Consider the following 20,490-nt stretch of genomic DNA (forward strand, 5'->3'; position numbering starts at 1 on the left):
CCTGTTCAAAGTAACAACACTATTATATGAAATCTAAGTAATTTTTCTACTTATCCAGAACCCGCAAAACATTGTGAATAAATTTACAATAATGATTAAATTAAAAAAAATTATAAATCTTATCCAATCCCCTTGATTAAAAATTTTGTACAAAAAATATATAAATCCGCTAAATGATGTAAAGCAAGAAAAAAAACCACTGAATAAAATTTTTTTTATTGAATTACTTAATCTTTTACTGATAAAAAAACCCACCATAAATGATCCAATTATTGAAATAATAAAGTTATTATTTATAAATAATCTCAGGAAAGTTGCCAAGTAGGCAGCCAAAAGAACATAAATAAAATTATTTATTTTCACTTCAAAAAAAATTGAATAAGAAAATAACCAAAACAAAAGAATAAGAAAGTAAAAATTATCACTTCAATGTAGTGGAAAAATAATCTTAAGAATTGTCTCTTTTTAAATAGGATAAATAGTTGATATATAAAGGAAGAAAATGTACTAAAACATCCTAAAAAACCGCTATAAAATAACACTAATATTTCGTTATTAATAAAATTTAATGCTATTAAAATTCCTAAAAAAAAAGATGATAAAAAATTTACTATTGAAGTATATTGAATATTAAAACCTATACTTTTTTTAAAATTATTCTTTATGGATATTCTCAGTATTAATCCTAAAGTGCTGCCAAGTAAAATAATAACTATTGAACTAAAATCCAAAATTTACATTTTGATCCAGCCTTTTAAAATCTTATTAGGATGATCTAAAAATTTATTAGAAGCTAATTCAACCCTAACCCAAGTTTCATTTTTGCTTACTTTCCAATGACGTAATACGGATAAAGTTGCACCTACATCAAGAACTAATAATTCCTTAGCATGAATTTGAGGATAAGAAAAAAGAGAAGCATTGGAACTCAATATAATTTCATTCGTATTTTGAAGGAATTTATTTTGATTTAAACTTTTTTGGATCCCACCAGCAGGTAATGTAATTGGAGCAATTAATGCAAAAGTAATTAAACAAAAATTCTTTAGAAGATTATTAATCATATATCTAAAGTTGCCATATCTAAGTTGCTACTATGAGTTTCAATAAATTCTCTTCTTGGTGCCACTTTATCTCCCATTAAAATATTAAATATTCTGTCAGCTTCAAGTGCATCTTCAATTTCAACCCTTTTCATCATCCTCGTTTGAGGATTCATAGTTGTATCCCATAATTGTTTAGGCATCATCTCACCTAATCCCTTAAACCTTTGGATATTATAATTTGCATTTTCTCCAAAACTAGCAATTGTATCCTTTAATTGATTCTCGTTATAACAGTAATTATGATTCTTACCTCTTTCAACTTTATATAGAGGGGGACAAGCAATGTATATAAAACCTTTCTCAACAAGTTCTCTTTGGTATCTATAAAAAAATGTCAATAATAAAGTTCTTATATGCGCACCATCAACATCAGCATCCGTCATAATTACGACTCTATGATATCTCAAAGAGCTCACGTCGAACTCCTCTCCTTTTATTCCTAATCCTAGAGCTGTTATTAATGACTGTATTTCTGTATTTTTATATATTTTAGTATCATCAGTTTTTTCAATATTAAGAATTTTACCCCTGAGAGGCAAAATAGCCTGAAAGTTTCTATCTCGTCCTTGTTTTGCGGAACCACCAGCTGAATCTCCCTCAACTATATAAATTTCTGATTCTGAGGGATCTCTAGAGCTACAATCTGCTAATTTACCAGGCAATGTAGAACTTTCTAAAACACTTTTTCTTCTTACTAATTCTCTAGCTCTTCTCGCAGCTTCTGCTGCATTAAATGATTGAATTGCTTTTTCAAGAATCAAGTCCAAGATTCCAGGATTGAATTCCATATATTTTGTAAGAGCCTCCCCAATGAGAGAATCCACAATTCCTCTTACCTCAGTATTTCCTAATTTTGTTTTTGTTTGTCCTTCAAATTCAGGATCTGGAACTTTTACCGATAAAACAACAGTCAAGCCCTCCCTAATATTTTCGCCAGCTAAATTTTTTTCAATATCTTTTCTTTTTCCTCTCTTTTTTGCAAGATTATTAAAAGTTCTAGTCAGAACTGTTTTAAGCCCTTCAATATGAGTTCCTCCATCAATAGTTCGAATATTATTTGCAAATCCTAAAATATTATCTGAATATACATCTGAACACCACTGTAAAGCTGCCTCTACATATACATTTTCTTTCTGTGAATCAACATAAATTATTTCAGGATGAATCGACTCTTTTTCTGCATTCATGTACTCCACATATTCTTTAATACCTCCTTGATATAAGTAAATTTCTTCTTTAAAAGAACCATCTGATGATTGATTTCTTTCGTCTCTAAAAACAATTTTTACACCACCGTTAAGATAAGCTAGTTCTCTTAACCTCGATGAGAGAAGAGCATATTCAAATTCAATTCCTCCAGAAAAAATCGTTTTGTCGGGTTTAAAGCAAATAGTTGTTCCTTTCTTAAATGGTTTATCAATCTGTTTTTTAGTTTGCAACTCACCCTTTGATACACCTTTTTCAAATCTTTGATTAAATTCGCTACCATCCCTGTAAACAGTCACATTGACCCATTCGCTTAAAGCATTAACTACAGAAATTCCTACTCCATGCAAACCCCCTGAAACTTTATAACCACCACTTCCAAATTTACCTCCTGCATGAAGAACAGTCAGTACAGTCTCTAAGGCACTTTTGCCAGTTCTTGGATGAATATCTGTTGGAATACCTCGTCCATTATCAGAAATTAAAGCAGAACCATCTGCTCGAAGAACTATTTCTATGTGATCACAATGTCCTGCAAGTGCTTCATCAACTGAGTTATCAACTACCTCATATACTAAATGATGTAATCCCCTAGGCCCTGTAGAGCCTATATACATGCCAGGTCGTTTACGAACTGGTTCTAACCCTTCTAAAACCTGAATTTGTTCCGCGCCATAATCATTTGAGATTTTATTAGATCTTTTGTCCTCACTCATTTAATATAAAAAAAATATTAAACTTTTAAAATGTTATTTTTAAAAGGTCTTTCATTAAACTTACCACTGCAATAAGATAAAGGCTCGAAGTCAATGAAAAATTTAATCACTTTCATTATATAGCTAATATTTTTTTCTTCAAAAATTCATATGTCTTCATATCCGCCTCGTGTAATAACTTTAATTGGGCCTACTGCAAGTGGCAAAACAGAATTAGCTATTGAAATTGCAGAATATTTTAAAACTCGTATACACAACATCGATTCAAGGCAAATTTATAAGTCAATGGATATTGGAACAGCCAAGCCATCTAAAAACCAGCAAAAACGAATAAAACATTTTTTAATAGATATTGAAGAGCCAATCCATCAAATTAATGTAAAACAATTTCAAGAAATTGCCCAAAAATCAATAAAAAGAGAAATTAGACAAAATAATCTCCCTTTTCTTGTTGGAGGGAGTGGGTTGTATATGAACTCAATAACAAAAGGTTTTTTTGCACCAGATGTCCCTCCTCAAAATAATTTGAGACAACAATTAGAAGAACTTGGTCAGAAAAAATGTTGGGAAATTTTAAAAAATTGTGATCCATTATCAACAAAAAAAATCAATTTTGCTGATCAAATTAGAACAATAAGAGCTATAGAAGTCTTCTACGTAACAGGTAAACCTTTGTCAACTCTTAAAGTTCAAAAACCACCTGACTGGAGAATATTAGAGCTTGGATTAGATAGAGATAATTTAAAAGAAAGAATTTTACAAAGAACAAAAAATATGTTTTCATCTGGAATTATTGAGGAGACGAACGATCTTATCTCTAAATACGGATTTGATTTGCCAATACTAGAAACCATTGGTTATCGGGAAGCTAAGGATGTTTTAAAAAACAATTCGACATTTGACAAAGCGATTGAGTTAACTACGACAAAAACGATCCAATTTGCCAAAAGACAAAAAACATGGTTTCGCAATAAAAATAATCCTCTTTGGCTGAATAACAAAAACCTACTAAAAGATGCAATAATTAAAATAGAGTCTTTTTTAAGCTAACTTTATAAAAATAGATTTTGTTCATCATCCAATCAATTTATTAAATTAACTGAATGCCACCACGCCCACGCTTTGATCGCCGAGCTCCCGTTAGAGAGCTACCAAATATAAATGAAAGAATAAAATACCCTCAATTGAGAGTCGTTGATTCAGATGGGAAACAATTAGGTGTTATAGATAGATTAAAAGCATTAGAAATAGCATCTCAAAGAGAACTTGATTTAGTTTTGGTGAGCGAAAAAGCAAATCCTCCTGTTTGTAGAATAATGGACTACGGAAAATATAAATTTGAACAAGAAAAGAAAGCTAAAGAAGCAAAGAAAAAGTCACATCAAACAGAAGTTAAAGAAGTAAAAATGAGGTACAAAATTGACAAGCATGATTATGATGTCCGCATAGGTCAAGCTACTAAATTTTTAAAATCGGGAGACAAAGTAAAATGTACCGTAATTTTTAGGGGTAGAGAAATTCAACACTCAAATTTAGCCGAAACACTTCTTTTAAAAATGGCTGATGATTTAGAAGAGCAATCAGAAGTTCAACAAAAACCAAAAAGAGAAGGGAGAAACATGATTATGTTTTTAAGCCCTCGAAAAACTCCTCTAATAAAAAAAGATGATGGGTGAAAACTATTATCAAAAAATATGACGAATGTTAAAGTGTCACTATGGATAAAATAAATTAGTCAGGGTTTTAAAAAGTGAGATTCCATATTCAACAAGAAAGTGATATCCCAGCATCGACTCAACTTTATAATCAAATTTGTTTTGCAATTGCTGCAAGACACTATCCTCCCGGACACAGACTTCCCAGTACAAGGCAACTTGCAATGCAGACTGGACTCCACCGAAATACTATAAGCAAAGTATATAGACAACTGGAAATAGATGGAGTAGTTGAAGCAATAGCTGGATCAGGGATTTATGTAAGAGATAATCTTACTAAAAGAGAATTTAAAAAATCAGTTTACTCAAAAGATAAAAAAAGTAAACCACCAGATCAAGAAGCAAAGAAGGTAATTGACAACTTGATCAATCTTGGATGCACTTTACAAGAAACGAGAGATATATTGACCAATGAAATTGATTGGCGTATAAAGTGCGGATCAAGAATCATAGTCAGTACTCCTAGAGAAGATATTGGCGCTTCTATGTTAATAGCAGAAGACCTTTCCACAACAGTTAATGTACCTGTTGAGGTTGTTCCCATGGAAGAATTAGAAAAAGTTTTGAGTAATTCAAATAGTGGTACGATTGTCACAAGCAGGTATTTTTTACAGCCTCTAGAAAAAGTTGCTAAACAGCATGGGGTTCGAGCTATTGCAGTCGACTTGAGCGACTTTCAAAAGGAATTAAAAATTCTCAAAGAATTAAATGCTGGAAGTTGTGTAGGTATTGTTAGCATAAGTCCTGGTTTATTGAGAGCAGCAGAAGTGATTATACACAGTATGCGAGGTAATGAATTAATGCTAATGACAGCAATCTCAGACAATAACAGTAGATTACTATCACTCTTAAAAGCTTCGAACCATATAGTGTGTGATGGACCTAGTTTATCAGTTGTAGAAAACACATTATTAAAAAATCGTTCTCAGTTAATGAGATTACCTCAAATAATATGTGCTAAAAATTATTTAAGTATAGAAACAATAAATCAATTAAAAAAAGAAATAGGAGTTATTAATTAGACAAAGATGCTAAGAACTTTAAAATCAGATATAGAAATTATCAGAGAGAGAGATCCTGCCGCTAGAGGAATAATAGAGATATTTCTTTGCTACCCGGGCTTTCAATCAATAGTTATTCATAGGTTTACGCATAAATTATGGAAATTAAATATTCCTTTGATTCCACGTTTGTTAAGTCATACCAATAGGCTAATAACAGGCATTGAAATACATCCTGGAGCTAAAATTGGTAAACGGGTTTTTATAGATCATGGAATGGGAGTTGTAATTGGAGAAACAGCGGAGATAGGAAATAATTGTCTTCTATATCAGGGGGTTACATTAGGAGGTACTGGCAAAAGTCATGGGAAAAGACACCCCACCTTAATGGAAAATGTTGTAGTTGGGGCAGGTGCAAAAGTTCTTGGATCTATTACAGTAGGCTCTAATACACGTATTGGTGCAGGTTCAGTAGTTGTTCGGAATGTTGAAGGGAATAGTACAGTGGTTGGCGTTCCTGGCAGAGTCGTACATCAAAGTGGTGTAAAAGTGAACCCATTAGCTCACTCTGCTTTGCCAGATGCAGAAGCTAATGTGATAAAAAATTTAATGGATAGAATAGACCTCCTTGAAAATCAAATTCTTAAATTACAAAAAACTCTTAAATGTTTAGTTAACTCAGAATCCATTGATATCTCTAAACTAGGTGACGCTCAAAATCTTAAAGATAAAGAAATTATAGAATTTATTGGAGATGATTAAGTCTTTATTTAATTTTTTTCATTAACGTCAGTTTTAGGTTGAAACATAAACATTGAATAAATAACATTTCTCCTCATATTAGTCATCATTTCTAGAAACATATCATATCCTTCATTTTTGTACTCTATTAGAGGATCTTTTTGGCCGTAACCTCTCAATCCAACTGATTCCCTTAAGGAATCCATTGATTGAAGATGTTCTCGCCATAAATTATCTATTTGCTGTAAGATGAAAAATCTTTCAGCTTCTCTCATTAATCCTGGACGAATCTTCTCTATTTGAGATTCCTTCAAATCATAAGATATTCGTAATTGTTCTTGCAAATAGTTTTTTAATTCTTCTATGGAAAGTAAATTAACATCTTCAACTTTAAGATCATCTAATAAATATATAAATTCCTTGACTTTAGAAATTAATTGATCAATATTCCATTCTTCAGGTGGAAGATCAGGATTAATATAAGCCTCTACAATTTCACTCATTGTTCTTTCTCCGTACCCTATTACTTGTCTCTTTAAATCAATTCCCTGTAAAACTCTTATTCTTTCGCTATATACAGCTTTTCTTTGATTATTCATTACCTCATCATATTCGAAAACTTGTTTTCTAATATCGTAATAATAAGTTTCTACTTTCTTTTGAGCACTTTCTAAAGACCTAGTAAGCATTCCTGATTCGATAGGCATATCTTCGTCAACTCTAAATGCATTCATTAAATTTGCTACCCTATCTCCTCCAAAAATTCTTAATAAATTATCTTCCAAAGATAAAAAGAATCTAGTACTTCCAAGATCACCTTGCCTTCCAGCTCTACCTCTAAGTTGGTTATCTACTCTTCTTGATTCATGCCTCTCAGTACCGATAACATGTAAACCGCCAGCCTCTCTCACTTTTTTCTCTTCATTAATCAAAACTTGTTCATATTCTTTCTTGACATCTGATAATGATTCTCTCAAAAGCTTTATCAAGTTATCTTTAGTTGGTGCTTTTTCTGCAGCTGTAGCTATTCTGTCATCTAGTTCTAAGATAGAAAGTTGTCTCTCTCCCCAATTTTCAACAAGTTTATTAGATAAAAGAGAAAGTTTTTTTTCAATTGCTTCATCTAGTTTGCAAGGGAATAGACTGGTTGAAGTGTCTGCAATATTCTTTTTCAGATTTGAGACCACCTTTGAAGAAAAACCGCCCTTAGATTTTGAAGTTCTTTGCTTAGGAATTGGAGGTTTATGCTCATTATCTGGCTTTACTAGCAAAGGAACTAAAATCTCTTTTAATTTAAGTCTTGCCATATAGTCACTGTTACCACCGAGGATTATATCTGTGCCCCTTCCAGCCATATTAGTCGCAATAGTAACAGCACCTGCTCTTCCTGCCTGAGCAACAATTTCCGCCTCACGTTCAACATTCTCTGGCTTAGCATTTAACAAATTATGCGGGATTTTTTCTTCCGATAAAAGTGAACTCAATAGCTCACTTTTTTCGACACTTGTTGTGCCAACTAAAACAGGTCTACCATCTTTATGAATTTGTGCAGTTTCTTTGGCAACGGCTTTCCATTTACCTATCTCGGTCTTAAATACTTGATCAGACCAATCTTGTCTCTTCCTTATTTGATTTGTCGGTATAACAGTTGATTCTAATTTATAAGTTTTTTCAAATTCGACTTCCTCAGTTTTTGCAGTTCCTGTCATACCTGCTAGACCAGGATATAGGAGAAAAAAATTCTGATAAGTAATGGATGCTAATGTTTGAGTTTCAGGCTGAATTTTAAGATTCTCTTTTGCTTCTATTGCTTGATGTTGTCCATCACTCCAACGCCTTCCTGGCATTACCCTACCAGTAAATTCATCGACTATCACAGCCTCATCATTTTTAATGATGTAATTTACATCCTTGATAAAAAGTTCTTTAGCTTTTAAAGCATTAGTTATGTAGTGTGCCCAAGGATCTTGAGGATTATATAGATCACTAACTCCCAAATAATCCTCACATTTAGCAAAACCCTGATCGGTTAAAATGCAGCTTCTTTGTTTTTCATCAACTTCATAATCCCCTTCTGGATCAATCCCATCTTTACTCAATTCTTTTGCTTTAATAAGAGATGATGATAATTCTGCAGCTTTTTGATATTTTTCTTGAGGTCTCTCAACCTGTCCTGATATGATGAGCGGTGTTCTTGCTTCGTCAATTAAAATTGAATCTACTTCATCAATAACACAATAATTAAATTTTCTTTGCACTACCTCATCAATATTAGTAGCCATATTATCTCTCAAATAATCAAATCCAAGCTCAGAATTAGTAGCATATGTAATGTCGCAATCATAATTTTTTTTCCTCTCCGAAGGACTCATATCTTGTTGAATCAAGCCAACTGATAAGCCCAAAAAACGATGTACTTGTCCCATCCATTCAGCGTCTCTACGCGCTAAATAGTCATTTACAGTAACGACATGAACTCCTTTACCAGTTAAAGCATTCAAATAGCAAGGCAAAGTTGCAACAAGTGTTTTCCCTTCACCTGTTTTCATCTCAGCTATTTGACACTCATGTAAAACCATTCCACCTATCAACTGAACGTCAAAATGCCTCATATCTAATACTCTTTTACCTGCTTCCCTCACAATCGCAAAAGCTTTAGGAAGAGCTTCCTGCAAAGCTTCTTTTTGTTTATTAATACTTTTTTCGTTAGAAATACTTGATTTTAGTTTACTAGTTTCGCTACGTAATGCTTCATCAGTAAATTGAGCTATTTCTTCTTCTAAAAAGTTTATTTCTTCTACTATTGGCTGATATCGCTTTAACTTTCGGGTATTCGGATCTCCCAACAAAAGTTTTAGCATGATTGTATTCCTTAAAAAATTATCCTATTACAAACATTATAAATTAGTGCGTTACAACTCAATGAGGAAATCCTATTTTTTTTATTTTTGTAGAAAATGTACATTATGGTATTGAAATAGAAATAACCAAAAATGCTTGATAATCATCAATATTTAATTTTTGAATAATTATGCGAGAATTTTTTTTAGTTAAACATTCGAAAGGAGCAATAGGGTTAAGATTTTTTGGATTGGGGCCAAATTTTAAGCCAAATAATGGATTACGAAAGCTACAATCTTTTCTGAATATTAATACTTTCTGGGCCCAAAATAGAACAATTAAGGATCTTAAGAAATGTCTATCTAATAGCGATGTAATCATAAGTATTTGGGTTGGTTCTGAAATAGTTGGTTTTGGCAGAGCTTTATCAGATGGGGTTTATCGAGGAGTACTTTGGGATATTGTCATAGATCAGAATTATCAAGGAAAAGGATACGGTAAATTAATTGTCCAAAGTCTTTTAAATTCAAAAAAAATAAGAAATACAAAAAAAGTATATTTAATGACTACAAATAAAAAATTATTTTATTCGCAAATAGAATTTAAAGAAGTTCACTCTCAAAACTTACTAATTCGTGAAATATGATTAATTCCTAAATGAAAAATATTTTGATCCTAAAAAGTTATTCAAAGAAGCTACAAAAGCTCCAAAAAACCAAGCAATCTTATAATTTTTAGTTATGAGATTAACCAAATAAATTACAAAAGACATTTCTATTGCCCCTAAAAAATAAATCAAACAAAAAATCGAAAAAGACTTGATTAGCGGTTGCTTTGATGCAGAGCTAAACACCCAAATTTTAGCAAAAATGAATGAAATTAAAATTCCCGCAGAATAACCTAAGAAGGATGCAAATACAATATTTTTATAAACAAAATATAAAAGTGAAAAAATAATAAAATTTAAAATGGACGCTAAAAATCCAGTAATTACAAATTTAATAATTTGAAAATTATTGGTTTTTATGAATTTATACAATAAAAAAATTTTTATATCATTATATCCTAATTCAAGATACAAACCTTGAGTAAAGCCATCTTATAAATGGCCCTAATATTGGGACTGGACCAAAAGTGGGTCCACAAAAATCAAAGTAATCTCGATGTTCCTTAATTAATCCATTTTTAGAAAAAATTAGTCTTGTTATACCTGGATAAATAAATTCTATACCCTTTATTTTCAACCCCATTGTCCATTCAACAAATCCATATTTTCCAGTAATAGAAATTGCATGAGTCTCTAAGTAAACATCATCACATCTTTTAACCAAGTTTTCTTGTGCTTCGATATAAGAATTTAAGCCTTTTTTTTCCTGAGTTGGATCAATGAAAATAACATCATCATTATAAAATTCTGCCCATTTTTGTTTTGATGGAGCATCTTGACCATAAGATTTAGTAAACAACTCTTTTAAATCTTTAACAGAAATCACTTTAGACATTTCACAACATTATTTTTACCTAATCTAAGGCAAATTGGCCTTTTCAGCGGATGAAGAGATACAAACTTTCGATATTATTACTTAACCGAAAGTATAATATTTGTTTAATTGCTCTATTTAAATTAACTAATTAAATTAATTCACTAATTAACCCTTTGTATGCTTTTATCTTAAATTAGGTAATTATGATGAAAAGAGAATCCAAAAAATATATTTGAACTTTAAATTAAAATAAATGACAAGATTTGGTTAATTAAGAAGATAAAGTGAAGTGAAAATTTTTCTATTAGATAAGTTAATTAACCATACAAAGAAATTATCTTTAAAAGGAAAAATTAAAAAAAAATTTAATAGCAAAGTTTAAAATTGAAAGTTTATAGTATAATTTACCAAGATATTTTAGTGTTCACACTAACAATGAATGGATAAATATATATTAGGTATTTCTTGCTTTTATCATGATAGTGCAGCTTCATTAATTCTGAATGGCGAAATAGTTGCTGCTGTACAAGAAGAAAGATTTTCTAGAAAAAAGCATGATGCAAGATTTCCTAAAAATGCCATAAGATATTGTCTGAAATCTCAGAATATTGGCCTTCGCGATATTGAATTTATTGTTTATTATGAAAAACCTCTTCTAACCTTTGAGCGCTTGTTAGAAACTTATCTTGGAGCGGCGCCAAGAGGTATAAGGTCATTTATAGCTGCTATGCAAGTATGGTTAAAAGAAAAATTATTTTTAAAATCTCAATTAAAAAAAGAGCTTGAATCTTTAAATAGAGAATTTTGCCCTCAAAAAAAGTTTTCTATTCCAAATCTTCTATTTTCAGAACATCATTACTCACACGCTGCTGCTGCATTTTATCCAAGTCCCTTTGAAGATGCAGCAATACTTTGCATGGATGGAGTGGGAGAGTGGGCTACAACATCTGCTTGGATTGGTGAAAGTAATAAAATCAATTCCCTTTGGGAAATCAGTTTTCCTCACTCTCTTGGTCTTCTTTATTCAGCCTTCACTTATTACTGCGGATTTAAAGTAAATTCTGGAGAATATAAATTAATGGGTTTAGCTCCTTATGGAAAACCAAAATATTCAAAACTTATAAAAGATCATCTAATTGAGATTAAACAAGATGGATCTTTTAAATTAAACATAAGTTACTTTAAATATCACCGTGGATTTGAAATGACAAGTAAAAAATTTCATAAATTATTTGGAGCAAAACCAAGACAAAAAGAGGAGGAATTAAATCAATTTCACATGGACTTAGCTTCTTCAATTCAAGAAGTAACAGAGGAAATAGTTATAAAACTAGCAAAATCTTTAAAAAAAGAAACGAATAAAAAAAATCTTTGCCTCGCTGGTGGAGTTGCTCTCAATTGTGTAGCTAATGGCAAGTTACTGAAAGAAAAAATATTTGAAAATATTTGGATTCAGCCAGCAAGTGGGGATGCAGGGTCTTCTATCGGTGCAGCTCTTATTGCGTGGCATCAACATTTAGATCAGCCGCGAGAAGTAAAAGAAAATGACTCCATGAAAGGTACATATCTAGGATGTGAATTTTCAAATAATGAAATCACAAAATATTTAAATGAGATTAATGCACCTTTTAAATCATTAAAGGATAAAGATTTATTTTTATTACTTGCAGATTTACTAAATAAAGGGAAAGTTATTGGTTGGTTTAATGGTCCTATGGAGTTCGGGCCAAGAGCCTTAGGTGGGAGGTCTATCATTGGAGATCCTCGCAACCAAAATATGCAAAGTGTGATGAACTTAAAAATAAAGTATAGAGAAAGTTTTCGTCCATTTGCGCCCTCAATTCTTGAAGAAGATCTTTCAACTCAATTTGAACTAAATCAAAAAAGTCCTTACATGTTATTAGTTTCACCGGTTAAAAAAGATTTATGCAAAGAGATGACATCAGAACAAAAAAAACTTTTTGGAATAGAAAAATTGAACATACCAAGATCATCGATTCCTGCAGTAACACATATAGATTTCTCAGCAAGAATACAAACTGTCAGCGAAAAAACAAATCCCCGTTACTATCAATTAATTAATGCCTTTAAGCAAAAAACAGGATGTCCTTCAGTTGTTAATACATCATTTAATGTTAGAGGAGAGCCAATTGTTTGTACGCCTCAAGATGCTTATAGATGTTTTATGAGAACAGAGATGGATGTACTTGTTCTCCAAAATCAAATTTTATTAAAATCTGAACAAAAAACTAAAGGTAATAATGAAAACTGGCAACAGGAGTTTGAATTAGATTAAAAATGAATAATTTAAGCAAAAAACAACTCCGTAACTTTGGATATCTAATTGGGTTTGGAATTCCCCTTATCATAGGATGGTTTATCCCAATAATTTGGGGCCATAGCTTTAGATTCTGGACCATATGGGTTGGAATAATATCAATACTTCTAGCTATTTTTAAGCCAGGCTTATTAGATTATCCATATAGATTTTGGATGAAGATAGGTCATGTTTTAGGATGGATAAATAGTCGTATTATTCTTGGAATAGTTTTCATATTTATATTGCAACCTATAGCAATGATTATGAAGCTAACAGGTTATGATCCTCTTCAAAAAAAGAGAGGCAAAAAATCATACAAAGAATATAAAACAAATCGCAAATGCAACCTTACAAAAATTTTTTAAGATGAAAGACTTTTTAGAACTAATAAATGATATTTGGGATTTTTTAAAGGTTCGAAAAAAATACTGGTTAGCTCCTCTAATCATTACTCTTATTCTGATGGGGGCACTCATTATTTTTACTCAAGGATCAGTTGTAGCTCCTTTTATATATTCCATTTTCTAATTAGTAAAGTTTTTATGGAAAGCAAAAAAATAAAATATTTAAGTATTGGCATTGTAATAGTATTTTTCTCATCATTAATTGCTATTTTTGATCAGCTTCTCTTGAATTACTCAAATAGAGATAAAAGAATAATATCAGAAACAGTTATACCCAAAAAACTCAAAAAATATTTCAAAGACAAAACTTATACAAAGCACAATATTGGCTTAATTATCAATGAAGGTTCTTTTGTGAGACAAGATTTAATAGATCATAGGCATCATGATGACACAGATCTTGACCACAAAATTACTTTAACGAACAACAAGTCCAATAATTCAATTTGGATTTTTGGAGATTCTTGGGGTGAGGGGTTGATAACTAATGAAATTAAGAACCGTACTTTAGAAAAAACGATTAATAAAAAAAGGGAAGGAAAATTAAGAATCTTTGGTCATGCTTCATGGTCCCCATTATTATTCAATTTAGTTTATAGGCATAGAAGAAACTTCTATAATGAAAAGCCAAATATAATTGTATTTTTTATTGATCAAACTGATATTGGAGATGATTTTTGTAGATATAGGCCATACACCATTCGTTCAAAAGAAAATGAATTAATAGGAGTATTAGATGAAAATAATGCAGGTGGTCACGCAGATGCGGGAGTAATTCTTGGCAACTACAAAGCATTTGGAGAAGAAAAATCAGGAATCGCTTATTCCTTAATTTGGATAGCCCAGAAATTTATTTCCCAAAAAACATCTATTCCAGGACTGAATAGTTGCAATTATTTTGATATTGTACCTTATCAGTTAGGTCAAAATAGCTCACCAAATGGTACTAATATTAATGATTATATTTCCTATTTTCGCTCAAACGTTATTGACTTAGTTAATGAAATTAATAATGATTTAGAAAATACAAAAATTGTATTTATCACTCATGACTGGGCACAACATAATTTAAAGGAAAATCACTCTGATTTTATGCCAAATAATATAAAAAATATCTTTGCAAGTATCGTAAAAGAAAATGACCTAAACATTCATCATTATCATCTGGATTTCAATACTTTTTATAGAAATTCCACTCTAAAAAAAACTTTTCAATATCCCAAAGATAAATTTAGTCATTTAAACGATTACAGTACATTAGGTAAATTTATTGGCAATAAAATTAATAGTTTTAATTAAATACACTACTTCCTGGGTAATTCGTAAATTTAAAACAAGTTTTATAAATTTTGAATTAATAGCTTATTAATACTTTAAAAAATTTTAAATTTTCTATGCTTTTTTTTAAGCAGTATCATTTCTCTACAATTATCAAAAACGTTTCTTTGGCAAATTTAACCAATTGAAAAAGTTCTCATATATTTTCTAAGTAAGCGGATGAAGAGATTCGAACTCTCGACATTCTCCTTGGCAAGGAGATGCTCTACCACTGAGCTACATCCGCAGAACAATATCATTTTATCTCAAAGGAGGGATCAATGATAGAAATAATTAATTTTTTCAACTAATTTAAATTTTTAATTAAAGATCCCATCTCAATTGCTTGCAAAGCATAATTCCAACCAAGATTATTCTTAATCCCAGCTCTTTCTAGGGCCTGCTGCATAGTATCGGTAGTTAAAACTCCAAAAATAATTGGAACATTATTTTCGTTTGCAACTTTTGAAATACCTTTGCTAGCCTCAGATATAACTACATCATAGTGAGAAGTTTCACCACGGATAACAGCTCCAAGAGCAATTACAACATCATAAGTCTTGTTTTTCATGAGCGTTTTTGCTGCAATTGGTAATTCAAATGAACCCGGAACCCATACTATATCTACTTGATTACTTAATTCAGAAGTATCTAAACCATGTCTTTTAAGACAATCAAGACAACCAGATAGAATTTTGTTTGTAATTAAATCATTAAATCTTGCTATTACAATCCCTACTTTTAAAGTAGATGCATTAGTAAAAGTACCCTCAAAAATAGACATTAAATTTCACTTTATTATATTAATAGACTCTCACGAAAAGGTACTAAGTTCAAACTAATGAAGAAACAATTCCCGTAACAAAAACCAAAACAATCCAAACAGCAGCGATGGAGTAAATTTTTCTCCGACTTTCTCTTTGTCCTTCTTCAGTAGAAGGTTGAGTCACATATAAAACAGGTACTCCTACTACCGCTATTAAAGAAGCGAATAATAGAGCATTTACGAAGAAAAAGTTAACAGCCTGCATAATTCAGTCTTAAGTTTAAAATTTATTATAAATAATATAATCTCATGAAAATGATTATTTTTTTAGAAAATTTACATACTTTTAGCTACTTTAGATGCAAAAAAAATTTTTCTACCTAATATCTATGTAAGAATTAAAAAAATATGCAAGAAGATACGATAATTCAAAAAAATTTATTTGCGATTGATAATGAAAATAATGAGCATAAAGAATTAACAAAATTTACAGAAGATTTATCTTGGGAAGATTTAAAAAAAGAATCGCAAAATAGGCCTCGACAGAGAAAAAATTCAACCAATTTAATAAATAAATTCAATCATGATTTAATTTCAAATAACAAAAATATCTGCATCAATGAAAAATCTTTTAGTTACAAAACAGTCTCAAAACTGAAATTAACTCCTGTAATGAAGCATTATGTAACTCTAAAAGAGAAAAATGAAGATAGGTTATTGCTATATAGACTGGGAGATTTTTTTGAATGTTTTTTTGAGGATGCTGTATTAGTATCTAATATTTTAGAAATAACACTAACCAGTAAAGATGCTGGCAAAGAAATCGGTAAGATCCCTATGGCAGGAGTTCCTCATCATGCAATGGAGAGATACTGTGCCGACTTAATTAAAAAAAATTATTCCGTGGTTATATGCGACCAATTAGAAAAAAGTTCTGGAAATTATGGGACCCCAATTAAAAGAGGAATAACAAGGATCATTACTCCTGGAACTGTAATTGAAGAAGGAATGTTGATAGCAAAAAAAAATAATTGGATTACTGCTATTTACTTATCGGAAGAAAAATCAAATGAATCTTATGAATGGGGTATATCAAAAGCAGATGTAAGTACAGGAGAATTAATAACTATGGAAGGTCAATCTCTATCAAAACTATTTGATGAAATAATTAATTTAGATTCTTCAGAAATTATTGTAGGAAGCAATGAAGTAAGAAATTTATTAATTAAAGGAAATGATCAAATCTCATATACTGTTTCACAAGAGACTACTTTCGGCATTAATGAAGCAAATTATTTAATAAAAAAATATTTCAACCTTGCAAGCCTTGAAGGAATAGGACTTAAAAATTTAAACAATGCGACTAGATCACTGGGAGGTTTGTTAAATTATTTAGAAAAAATTAATCCTTCCAATTTAGACAAGGATTCTTGTGTAAGGATCTCACTAGACTTTCCACAAATTCAATTTTGTCACAACAAATTAATTATCGATTATCAAACTAAAAAAAATTTAGAAATAAAAACTACACAACGAGAAAACAATTATGTAGGTTCACTACTATGGAGTATTGATAGAACATTTACCTGCATGGGTGCTAGGTGTTTAAGAAGATGGATAGATTCACCACTATTAAATGTTAATGAAATTTATAAAAGACAAAATATAATTTCAAACTTTGTTGAATCAAAACAATTACGTCTAGATACTCAAAATTTACTAAGGGCTATGGGGGATTTAGAGAGACTTGCAGGAAGAACTTGCGCGGGTCATGCAAGTCCTAGAGACTTAATTGCAATTGCAGAAGGTTTAAAAAAATTGCCTAGACTTAAATCCATAATTGAATTATTTAAATATGATTTACCAGATTGGACTTATAAATTAAAAAATATTGATGAAGAATTATTGAAATTAGCTGATACTATCAGTTTTAAATTAATAGAAAATCCTCCTCTTAATATAAGTGAAGGAGGCATAATCCACGATGGTGTTGACAATATATTAGATGGTCTACGCAACTTAATGGATGATTATTCTGAATGGCTAAATAAAGAGGAATTGAAAGAAAAGAAAATTAGCAAAATTTCTAACTTAAAAATACAATTTCATAAAAATTTTGGTTATTACATATCTATAAATAAATCAAAAGTTAATTTAGCTCCACAACATTGGATAAAAAGGCAAACACTAACTAATGAAGAAAGGTACATCACTTCAGAAATTAAAAATAAAGAAAACAAAATTTTCCAAATAAAAAATCGAGCTTCATCTAGGGAATATGAAATTTTTTGCGAATTAAGAAAGATTGTTTCTGAAAAAACAAAACAAATAAGATCAATTGCAAAATCTATAGCATCTCTTGATGCATTGCTTGGATTATCAATTACTTCGGTAGAAAACAATTTTATCAAACCTTCATTAATACCAATAAATGATTCACTGAAAAAAAATTGTACAAAAATTATTGCAGGAAGAAACCCTATAGTTGAGCAATTATTAAATAATAAAAAGTTTGTAGAAAATGATATTTATTTTAATCATAATCAGAGATTAATTATATTAACCGGTCCCAATGCAAGCGGAAAAAGTTGTTTTATAAGACAAATTGGTTTAATACAAATCCTTGCACAAATTGGTAGCTTTATTCCAGCTAATAATGCTGAAATAAAGATTTCAGATAGGATCTTTACGAGGATTGGGGCAGTTGATGATCAATCATCTGGACAATCAACATTTATGGTAGAAATGTCTGAAACTGCATCAATTTTAAATCAGGCAACTTCTAGCTCACTAGTTTTACTTGATGAAATAGGTAGAGGTACATCTACTTTTGATGGGCTTTCAATAGCTTGGTCCGTAAGTGAATATCTTGCCCAAAAAATTAAATGTAACACTATTTTTGCCACACACTATCATGAATTGAATTATTTAAAAAATTCAAATAAGAATATAGAAAATTTTCAAGTTTTAGTAGAGCAAAGCAACGATCAACTCATTTTTAGTCATAGGATTGTAAAAGGTGGTTCAAACAAAAGCTACGGTATAGAAGCAGCTAAATTAGCTGGAGTTCCAATAGAAGTAATAGAAAAAGCAAAATCAGTTTTAAATTCTTTAGAAAAAAATAATAAATTTAATACTGATATTGATTAGATATTGGAAATTTTTAAAAGATTAGTACTATTTAAATAGTTTCCCTCAACAATGCGTTAACCGCAGCAGCTGCCATAGCAGCACCTCCTCTAGTTGAATTCAAAACAATTCTTGGAAGATCAGTAGAAACTAGTTTGTTTTTGCTTTTTTCTACTCCAATAAATCCAACTGGCATTCCAACAATTAAACTAGGTAAATCTTTTGCATTTTCTAAAAGATCAATTAAATACGTTAAAGCTGTAGGCGAACTGCCAATTACTATAATAGGTGATTTAATCCCAGAATTTTTAACAGATAACTCCTTCCAACCTTCACTTAAGCCATAAGCAGTTTTAGTTAATTTTTTGTGATTATTATCCTGAAACCACCTTCTAGCCGTAAAAACTTTATTCCTATTGGTATTTTCTGCCATTGATTTTATAGCTGCTGCTGCCATATCGGTATCAGTTAAAATAGGAGCACCATTTTTTAGTGCCTCAATGCCCTTTTCGCATGCACCTTCACTAAACTCAAGAAGATTTTGAACAGAAAAATCTCCTGAAGTATGAACTAATCTCTCTAAAACTTTTTTCTCCAAATAATTTAGATCATTGGCTCCTAAATGAGATCTTATAAATTTGATGCTTTCCAAAAAAATTGGATGATCAATTACCATTAAATTTAATTTGTGTTAAAAGTAATCATAGTTAATATATGATTTTTATTGAGCAATTATGCCAATACAAATATTATGGGGTAATGATCTGAATGCTCAAAATACATTTATTCAAAAATTAATTGATAAGGAAGTATCCAAAGCATGGAAAGAAATAAACGTAACTAATTTAAATGGAGATGATAATGAGCAAGTAAATAAAGCTTTTGATGAAGTTCTCACTCCTCCTTTTGGAGATGGATGCAGAATAATAACATTGAAAAATAATCCAATTTTTACTACAAAAAATGAGGACCTAAGAACTAAATTTGAAAAAATTCATGACAATATACCTCAAAATAATTATTTAATTTTACAAAATACAAAAAAACCTGATTCAAGATTAAAGAGTACTAAATTTCTACAACAACTTATCAAAAATAATTTAGCCAAAGAAAAATCATTTTCTTTACCAGAAATCTGGGACTATGAGGGACAAAAAAGATTTTTAGAAGATGCAGCAAATGAAATGAATATCAAAATTGATAAAAATGCAGTTGAATTGATTATTGATTCTGTTGGAAATGATAGCTTTAAACTAATAAATGAATTAGCCAAAGCAAAAATATACCTTTCTGCAGTAGAAAGTGATTCGGATTCACAACTTTTTCTTAAAAGTATTGATGTAAAAAAAATATTTTGTGATCATCAATCCAACATTTTCAAAATCATTGATCTTCTCTTACAAAAAAATATTCATGAAAGCCTCATTGAAATAAATTACTCCTTACAGAAAGGAGAACCTGCTTTAAGACTAAATGCAGGTTTAATTAGTCAAATAAGAATTCATACCATTATAAAATTAGCAGTTAATTCAGAAAATGATAACGCAGAAAAGATTTTTAATCTTGCTGGCATTTCTAATCCAAAAAGAATATTTTTTATTCGAAGAAAAGTAAAAAATATATCGCAAGAATATTTAATTAATTTAATGAGTAACTTATTAGATATTGAATCATTACTAAAACAAGGTAATAATCCTATATATGTTTTTACGGAGAATTTAATTAATTTAAGTTAACCAAATTA

21 protein-coding genes and 1 tRNA gene are annotated in these 20,490 nt (G+C 30.4%); 11 read left to right on the forward strand and 11 right to left on the reverse strand.

Going from position 1 to position 20,490, the window contains the following annotated elements; genetic code table 11:
* Window positions 1-33: 33 nt before the first annotated feature.
* From HA149_RS09050 to gyrB, 4 genes are read right to left on the reverse strand one after another with little or no spacing between them, the layout of a single operon-like run.
* Entirely contained in the window at window positions 34-363 is a 330-nt protein-coding gene (locus tag HA149_RS09050; protein ID WP_209115055.1) for a CrcB family protein, read from the reverse strand.
* Entirely contained in the window at window positions 360-731 is a 372-nt protein-coding gene (locus tag HA149_RS09055; protein WP_209115062.1) for a CrcB family protein, read from the reverse strand. The genes HA149_RS09050 and HA149_RS09055 overlap by 4 nt, the downstream gene beginning before the upstream one ends.
* A gap of 3 nt (window positions 732-734) precedes the next feature.
* Window positions 735-1,064, reverse strand: coding sequence for a hypothetical protein (locus HA149_RS09060; RefSeq protein ID WP_209115064.1), 330 nt, complete (start codon window positions 1,062-1,064; stop codon window positions 735-737).
* A complete protein-coding gene (gene gyrB, locus HA149_RS09065; RefSeq protein WP_209115066.1) occupies window positions 1,061-3,028 on the reverse strand; it encodes a DNA topoisomerase (ATP-hydrolyzing) subunit B in 1,968 nt (655 codons plus the stop codon). The genes HA149_RS09060 and gyrB overlap by 4 nt, the downstream gene beginning before the upstream one ends.
* Before the next feature lie 150 nt (window positions 3,029-3,178).
* Between gyrB and miaA the strand changes: the two genes are divergently transcribed.
* The 4 genes from miaA (at window position 3,179) to cysE (ending at window position 6,506) form a co-directional block, all read left to right on the forward strand.
* Window positions 3,179-4,078 carry a tRNA (adenosine(37)-N6)-dimethylallyltransferase MiaA gene (gene miaA / locus HA149_RS09070; protein ID WP_209115068.1) on the forward strand — a complete coding sequence of 300 codons (900 nt, stop codon included), beginning with the start codon at window positions 3,179-3,181 and terminating at the stop codon, window positions 4,076-4,078.
* Between the two features lie 53 nt (window positions 4,079-4,131).
* Window positions 4,132-4,704, forward strand: a complete 573-nt coding sequence (gene infC, locus HA149_RS09075) for a translation initiation factor IF-3 (RefSeq protein ID WP_209115070.1) — start codon at window positions 4,132-4,134, stop codon at window positions 4,702-4,704.
* 74 nt (window positions 4,705-4,778) lie between these two features.
* Window positions 4,779-5,765 (forward strand): GntR family transcriptional regulator, encoded by a 987-nt coding sequence (locus HA149_RS09080; RefSeq protein WP_209115072.1) that lies wholly within the window; start codon window positions 4,779-4,781, stop codon window positions 5,763-5,765.
* A 6-nt stretch (window positions 5,766-5,771) separates the two neighbouring features.
* Window positions 5,772-6,506, forward strand: a complete 735-nt coding sequence (gene cysE / locus HA149_RS09085; protein WP_209115079.1) for a serine O-acetyltransferase — start codon at window positions 5,772-5,774, stop codon at window positions 6,504-6,506.
* Window positions 6,507-6,514: 8 nt separating this feature from the next.
* On the opposite strand, the gene secA is transcribed toward cysE, so the two are convergent.
* Window positions 6,515-9,346, reverse strand: coding sequence for a preprotein translocase subunit SecA (secA, locus tag HA149_RS09090; RefSeq protein WP_209115081.1), 2,832 nt, complete (start codon window positions 9,344-9,346; stop codon window positions 6,515-6,517).
* Window positions 9,347-9,516: 170 nt separating this feature from the next.
* On the opposite strand from secA, the gene HA149_RS09095 reads away from it, so the two are divergent.
* The gene (locus HA149_RS09095) at window positions 9,517-9,972 is read left to right on the forward strand and encodes a GNAT family N-acetyltransferase (RefSeq protein ID WP_209115083.1); all 456 of its coding nucleotides are present in this window, start codon (window positions 9,517-9,519) and stop codon (window positions 9,970-9,972) included.
* On the opposite strand, the gene HA149_RS09100 is transcribed toward HA149_RS09095, so the two are convergent.
* Together HA149_RS09100 and HA149_RS09105 are read right to left on the reverse strand one after the other, a co-directional pair.
* Complete coding sequence (locus HA149_RS09100) at window positions 9,973-10,407, reverse strand: GtrA family protein (protein ID WP_348535645.1); 435 nt, start codon at window positions 10,405-10,407, stop codon at window positions 9,973-9,975.
* Window positions 10,397-10,828 (reverse strand): nuclear transport factor 2 family protein, encoded by a 432-nt coding sequence (locus HA149_RS09105; protein WP_209115088.1) that lies wholly within the window; start codon window positions 10,826-10,828, stop codon window positions 10,397-10,399. The genes HA149_RS09100 and HA149_RS09105 overlap by 11 nt, the downstream gene beginning before the upstream one ends.
* Window positions 10,829-11,249: 421 nt before the next feature.
* Here HA149_RS09105 and HA149_RS09110 point away from each other — a divergent pair, with 421 nt between their 5' ends.
* From HA149_RS09110 to HA149_RS09125, 4 genes are read left to right on the forward strand one after another with little or no spacing between them, the layout of a single operon-like run.
* On the forward strand, window positions 11,250-13,106 hold the full coding sequence (locus HA149_RS09110; RefSeq protein WP_209115090.1) for a carbamoyltransferase family protein: 1,857 nt from the start codon (window positions 11,250-11,252) through the stop codon (window positions 13,104-13,106).
* Between the two features lie 2 nt (window positions 13,107-13,108).
* Window positions 13,109-13,495, forward strand: a complete 387-nt coding sequence (locus HA149_RS09115) for an SxtJ family membrane protein (RefSeq protein ID WP_209115092.1) — start codon at window positions 13,109-13,111, stop codon at window positions 13,493-13,495.
* Between the two features lies 1 nt (window position 13,496).
* Complete coding sequence (locus tag HA149_RS09120; RefSeq protein WP_209115094.1) at window positions 13,497-13,658, forward strand: DUF5989 family protein; 162 nt, start codon at window positions 13,497-13,499, stop codon at window positions 13,656-13,658.
* A 14-nt stretch (window positions 13,659-13,672) separates the two neighbouring features.
* Window positions 13,673-14,833 (forward strand): hypothetical protein, encoded by a 1,161-nt coding sequence (locus HA149_RS09125; RefSeq protein WP_209115096.1) that lies wholly within the window; start codon window positions 13,673-13,675, stop codon window positions 14,831-14,833.
* A gap of 193 nt (window positions 14,834-15,026) precedes the next feature.
* Here the strand turns inward: HA149_RS09125 and HA149_RS09130 are convergent.
* The 3 genes from HA149_RS09130 to psbZ form a co-directional block, all read right to left on the reverse strand.
* Window positions 15,027-15,098, reverse strand: a tRNA-Gly gene (locus HA149_RS09130).
* A 60-nt stretch (window positions 15,099-15,158) separates the two neighbouring features.
* Window positions 15,159-15,635, reverse strand: a complete 477-nt coding sequence (gene ribH, locus HA149_RS09135; protein ID WP_209115098.1) for a 6,7-dimethyl-8-ribityllumazine synthase — start codon at window positions 15,633-15,635, stop codon at window positions 15,159-15,161.
* Between the two features lie 49 nt (window positions 15,636-15,684).
* The gene (gene psbZ, locus HA149_RS09140; RefSeq protein WP_209115106.1) at window positions 15,685-15,882 is read right to left on the reverse strand and encodes a photosystem II reaction center protein PsbZ; all 198 of its coding nucleotides are present in this window, start codon (window positions 15,880-15,882) and stop codon (window positions 15,685-15,687) included.
* Between the two features lie 143 nt (window positions 15,883-16,025).
* Here psbZ and mutS point away from each other — a divergent pair, with 143 nt between their 5' ends.
* Complete coding sequence (gene mutS / locus HA149_RS09145; protein WP_209115108.1) at window positions 16,026-18,767, forward strand: DNA mismatch repair protein MutS; 2,742 nt, start codon at window positions 16,026-16,028, stop codon at window positions 18,765-18,767.
* A 31-nt stretch (window positions 18,768-18,798) separates the two neighbouring features.
* Here mutS and HA149_RS09150 read toward each other — a convergent pair whose 3' ends face one another.
* Window positions 18,799-19,422: a precorrin-8X methylmutase gene (locus HA149_RS09150; protein WP_209115110.1), complete on the reverse strand. Its 624-nt coding sequence runs from the start codon at window positions 19,420-19,422 to the stop codon at window positions 18,799-18,801.
* A 58-nt stretch (window positions 19,423-19,480) separates the two neighbouring features.
* Here HA149_RS09150 and holA point away from each other — a divergent pair, with 58 nt between their 5' ends.
* Complete coding sequence (gene holA, locus HA149_RS09155) at window positions 19,481-20,482, forward strand: DNA polymerase III subunit delta (RefSeq protein ID WP_209115112.1); 1,002 nt, start codon at window positions 19,481-19,483, stop codon at window positions 20,480-20,482.
* Window positions 20,483-20,490: the final 8 nt, after the last annotated feature.

It is taken from the genome of Prochlorococcus marinus XMU1406 (assembly GCF_017696055.1).
Taxonomy (GTDB): domain Bacteria; phylum Cyanobacteriota; class Cyanobacteriia; order PCC-6307; family Cyanobiaceae; genus Prochlorococcus_A; species Prochlorococcus_A marinus_W.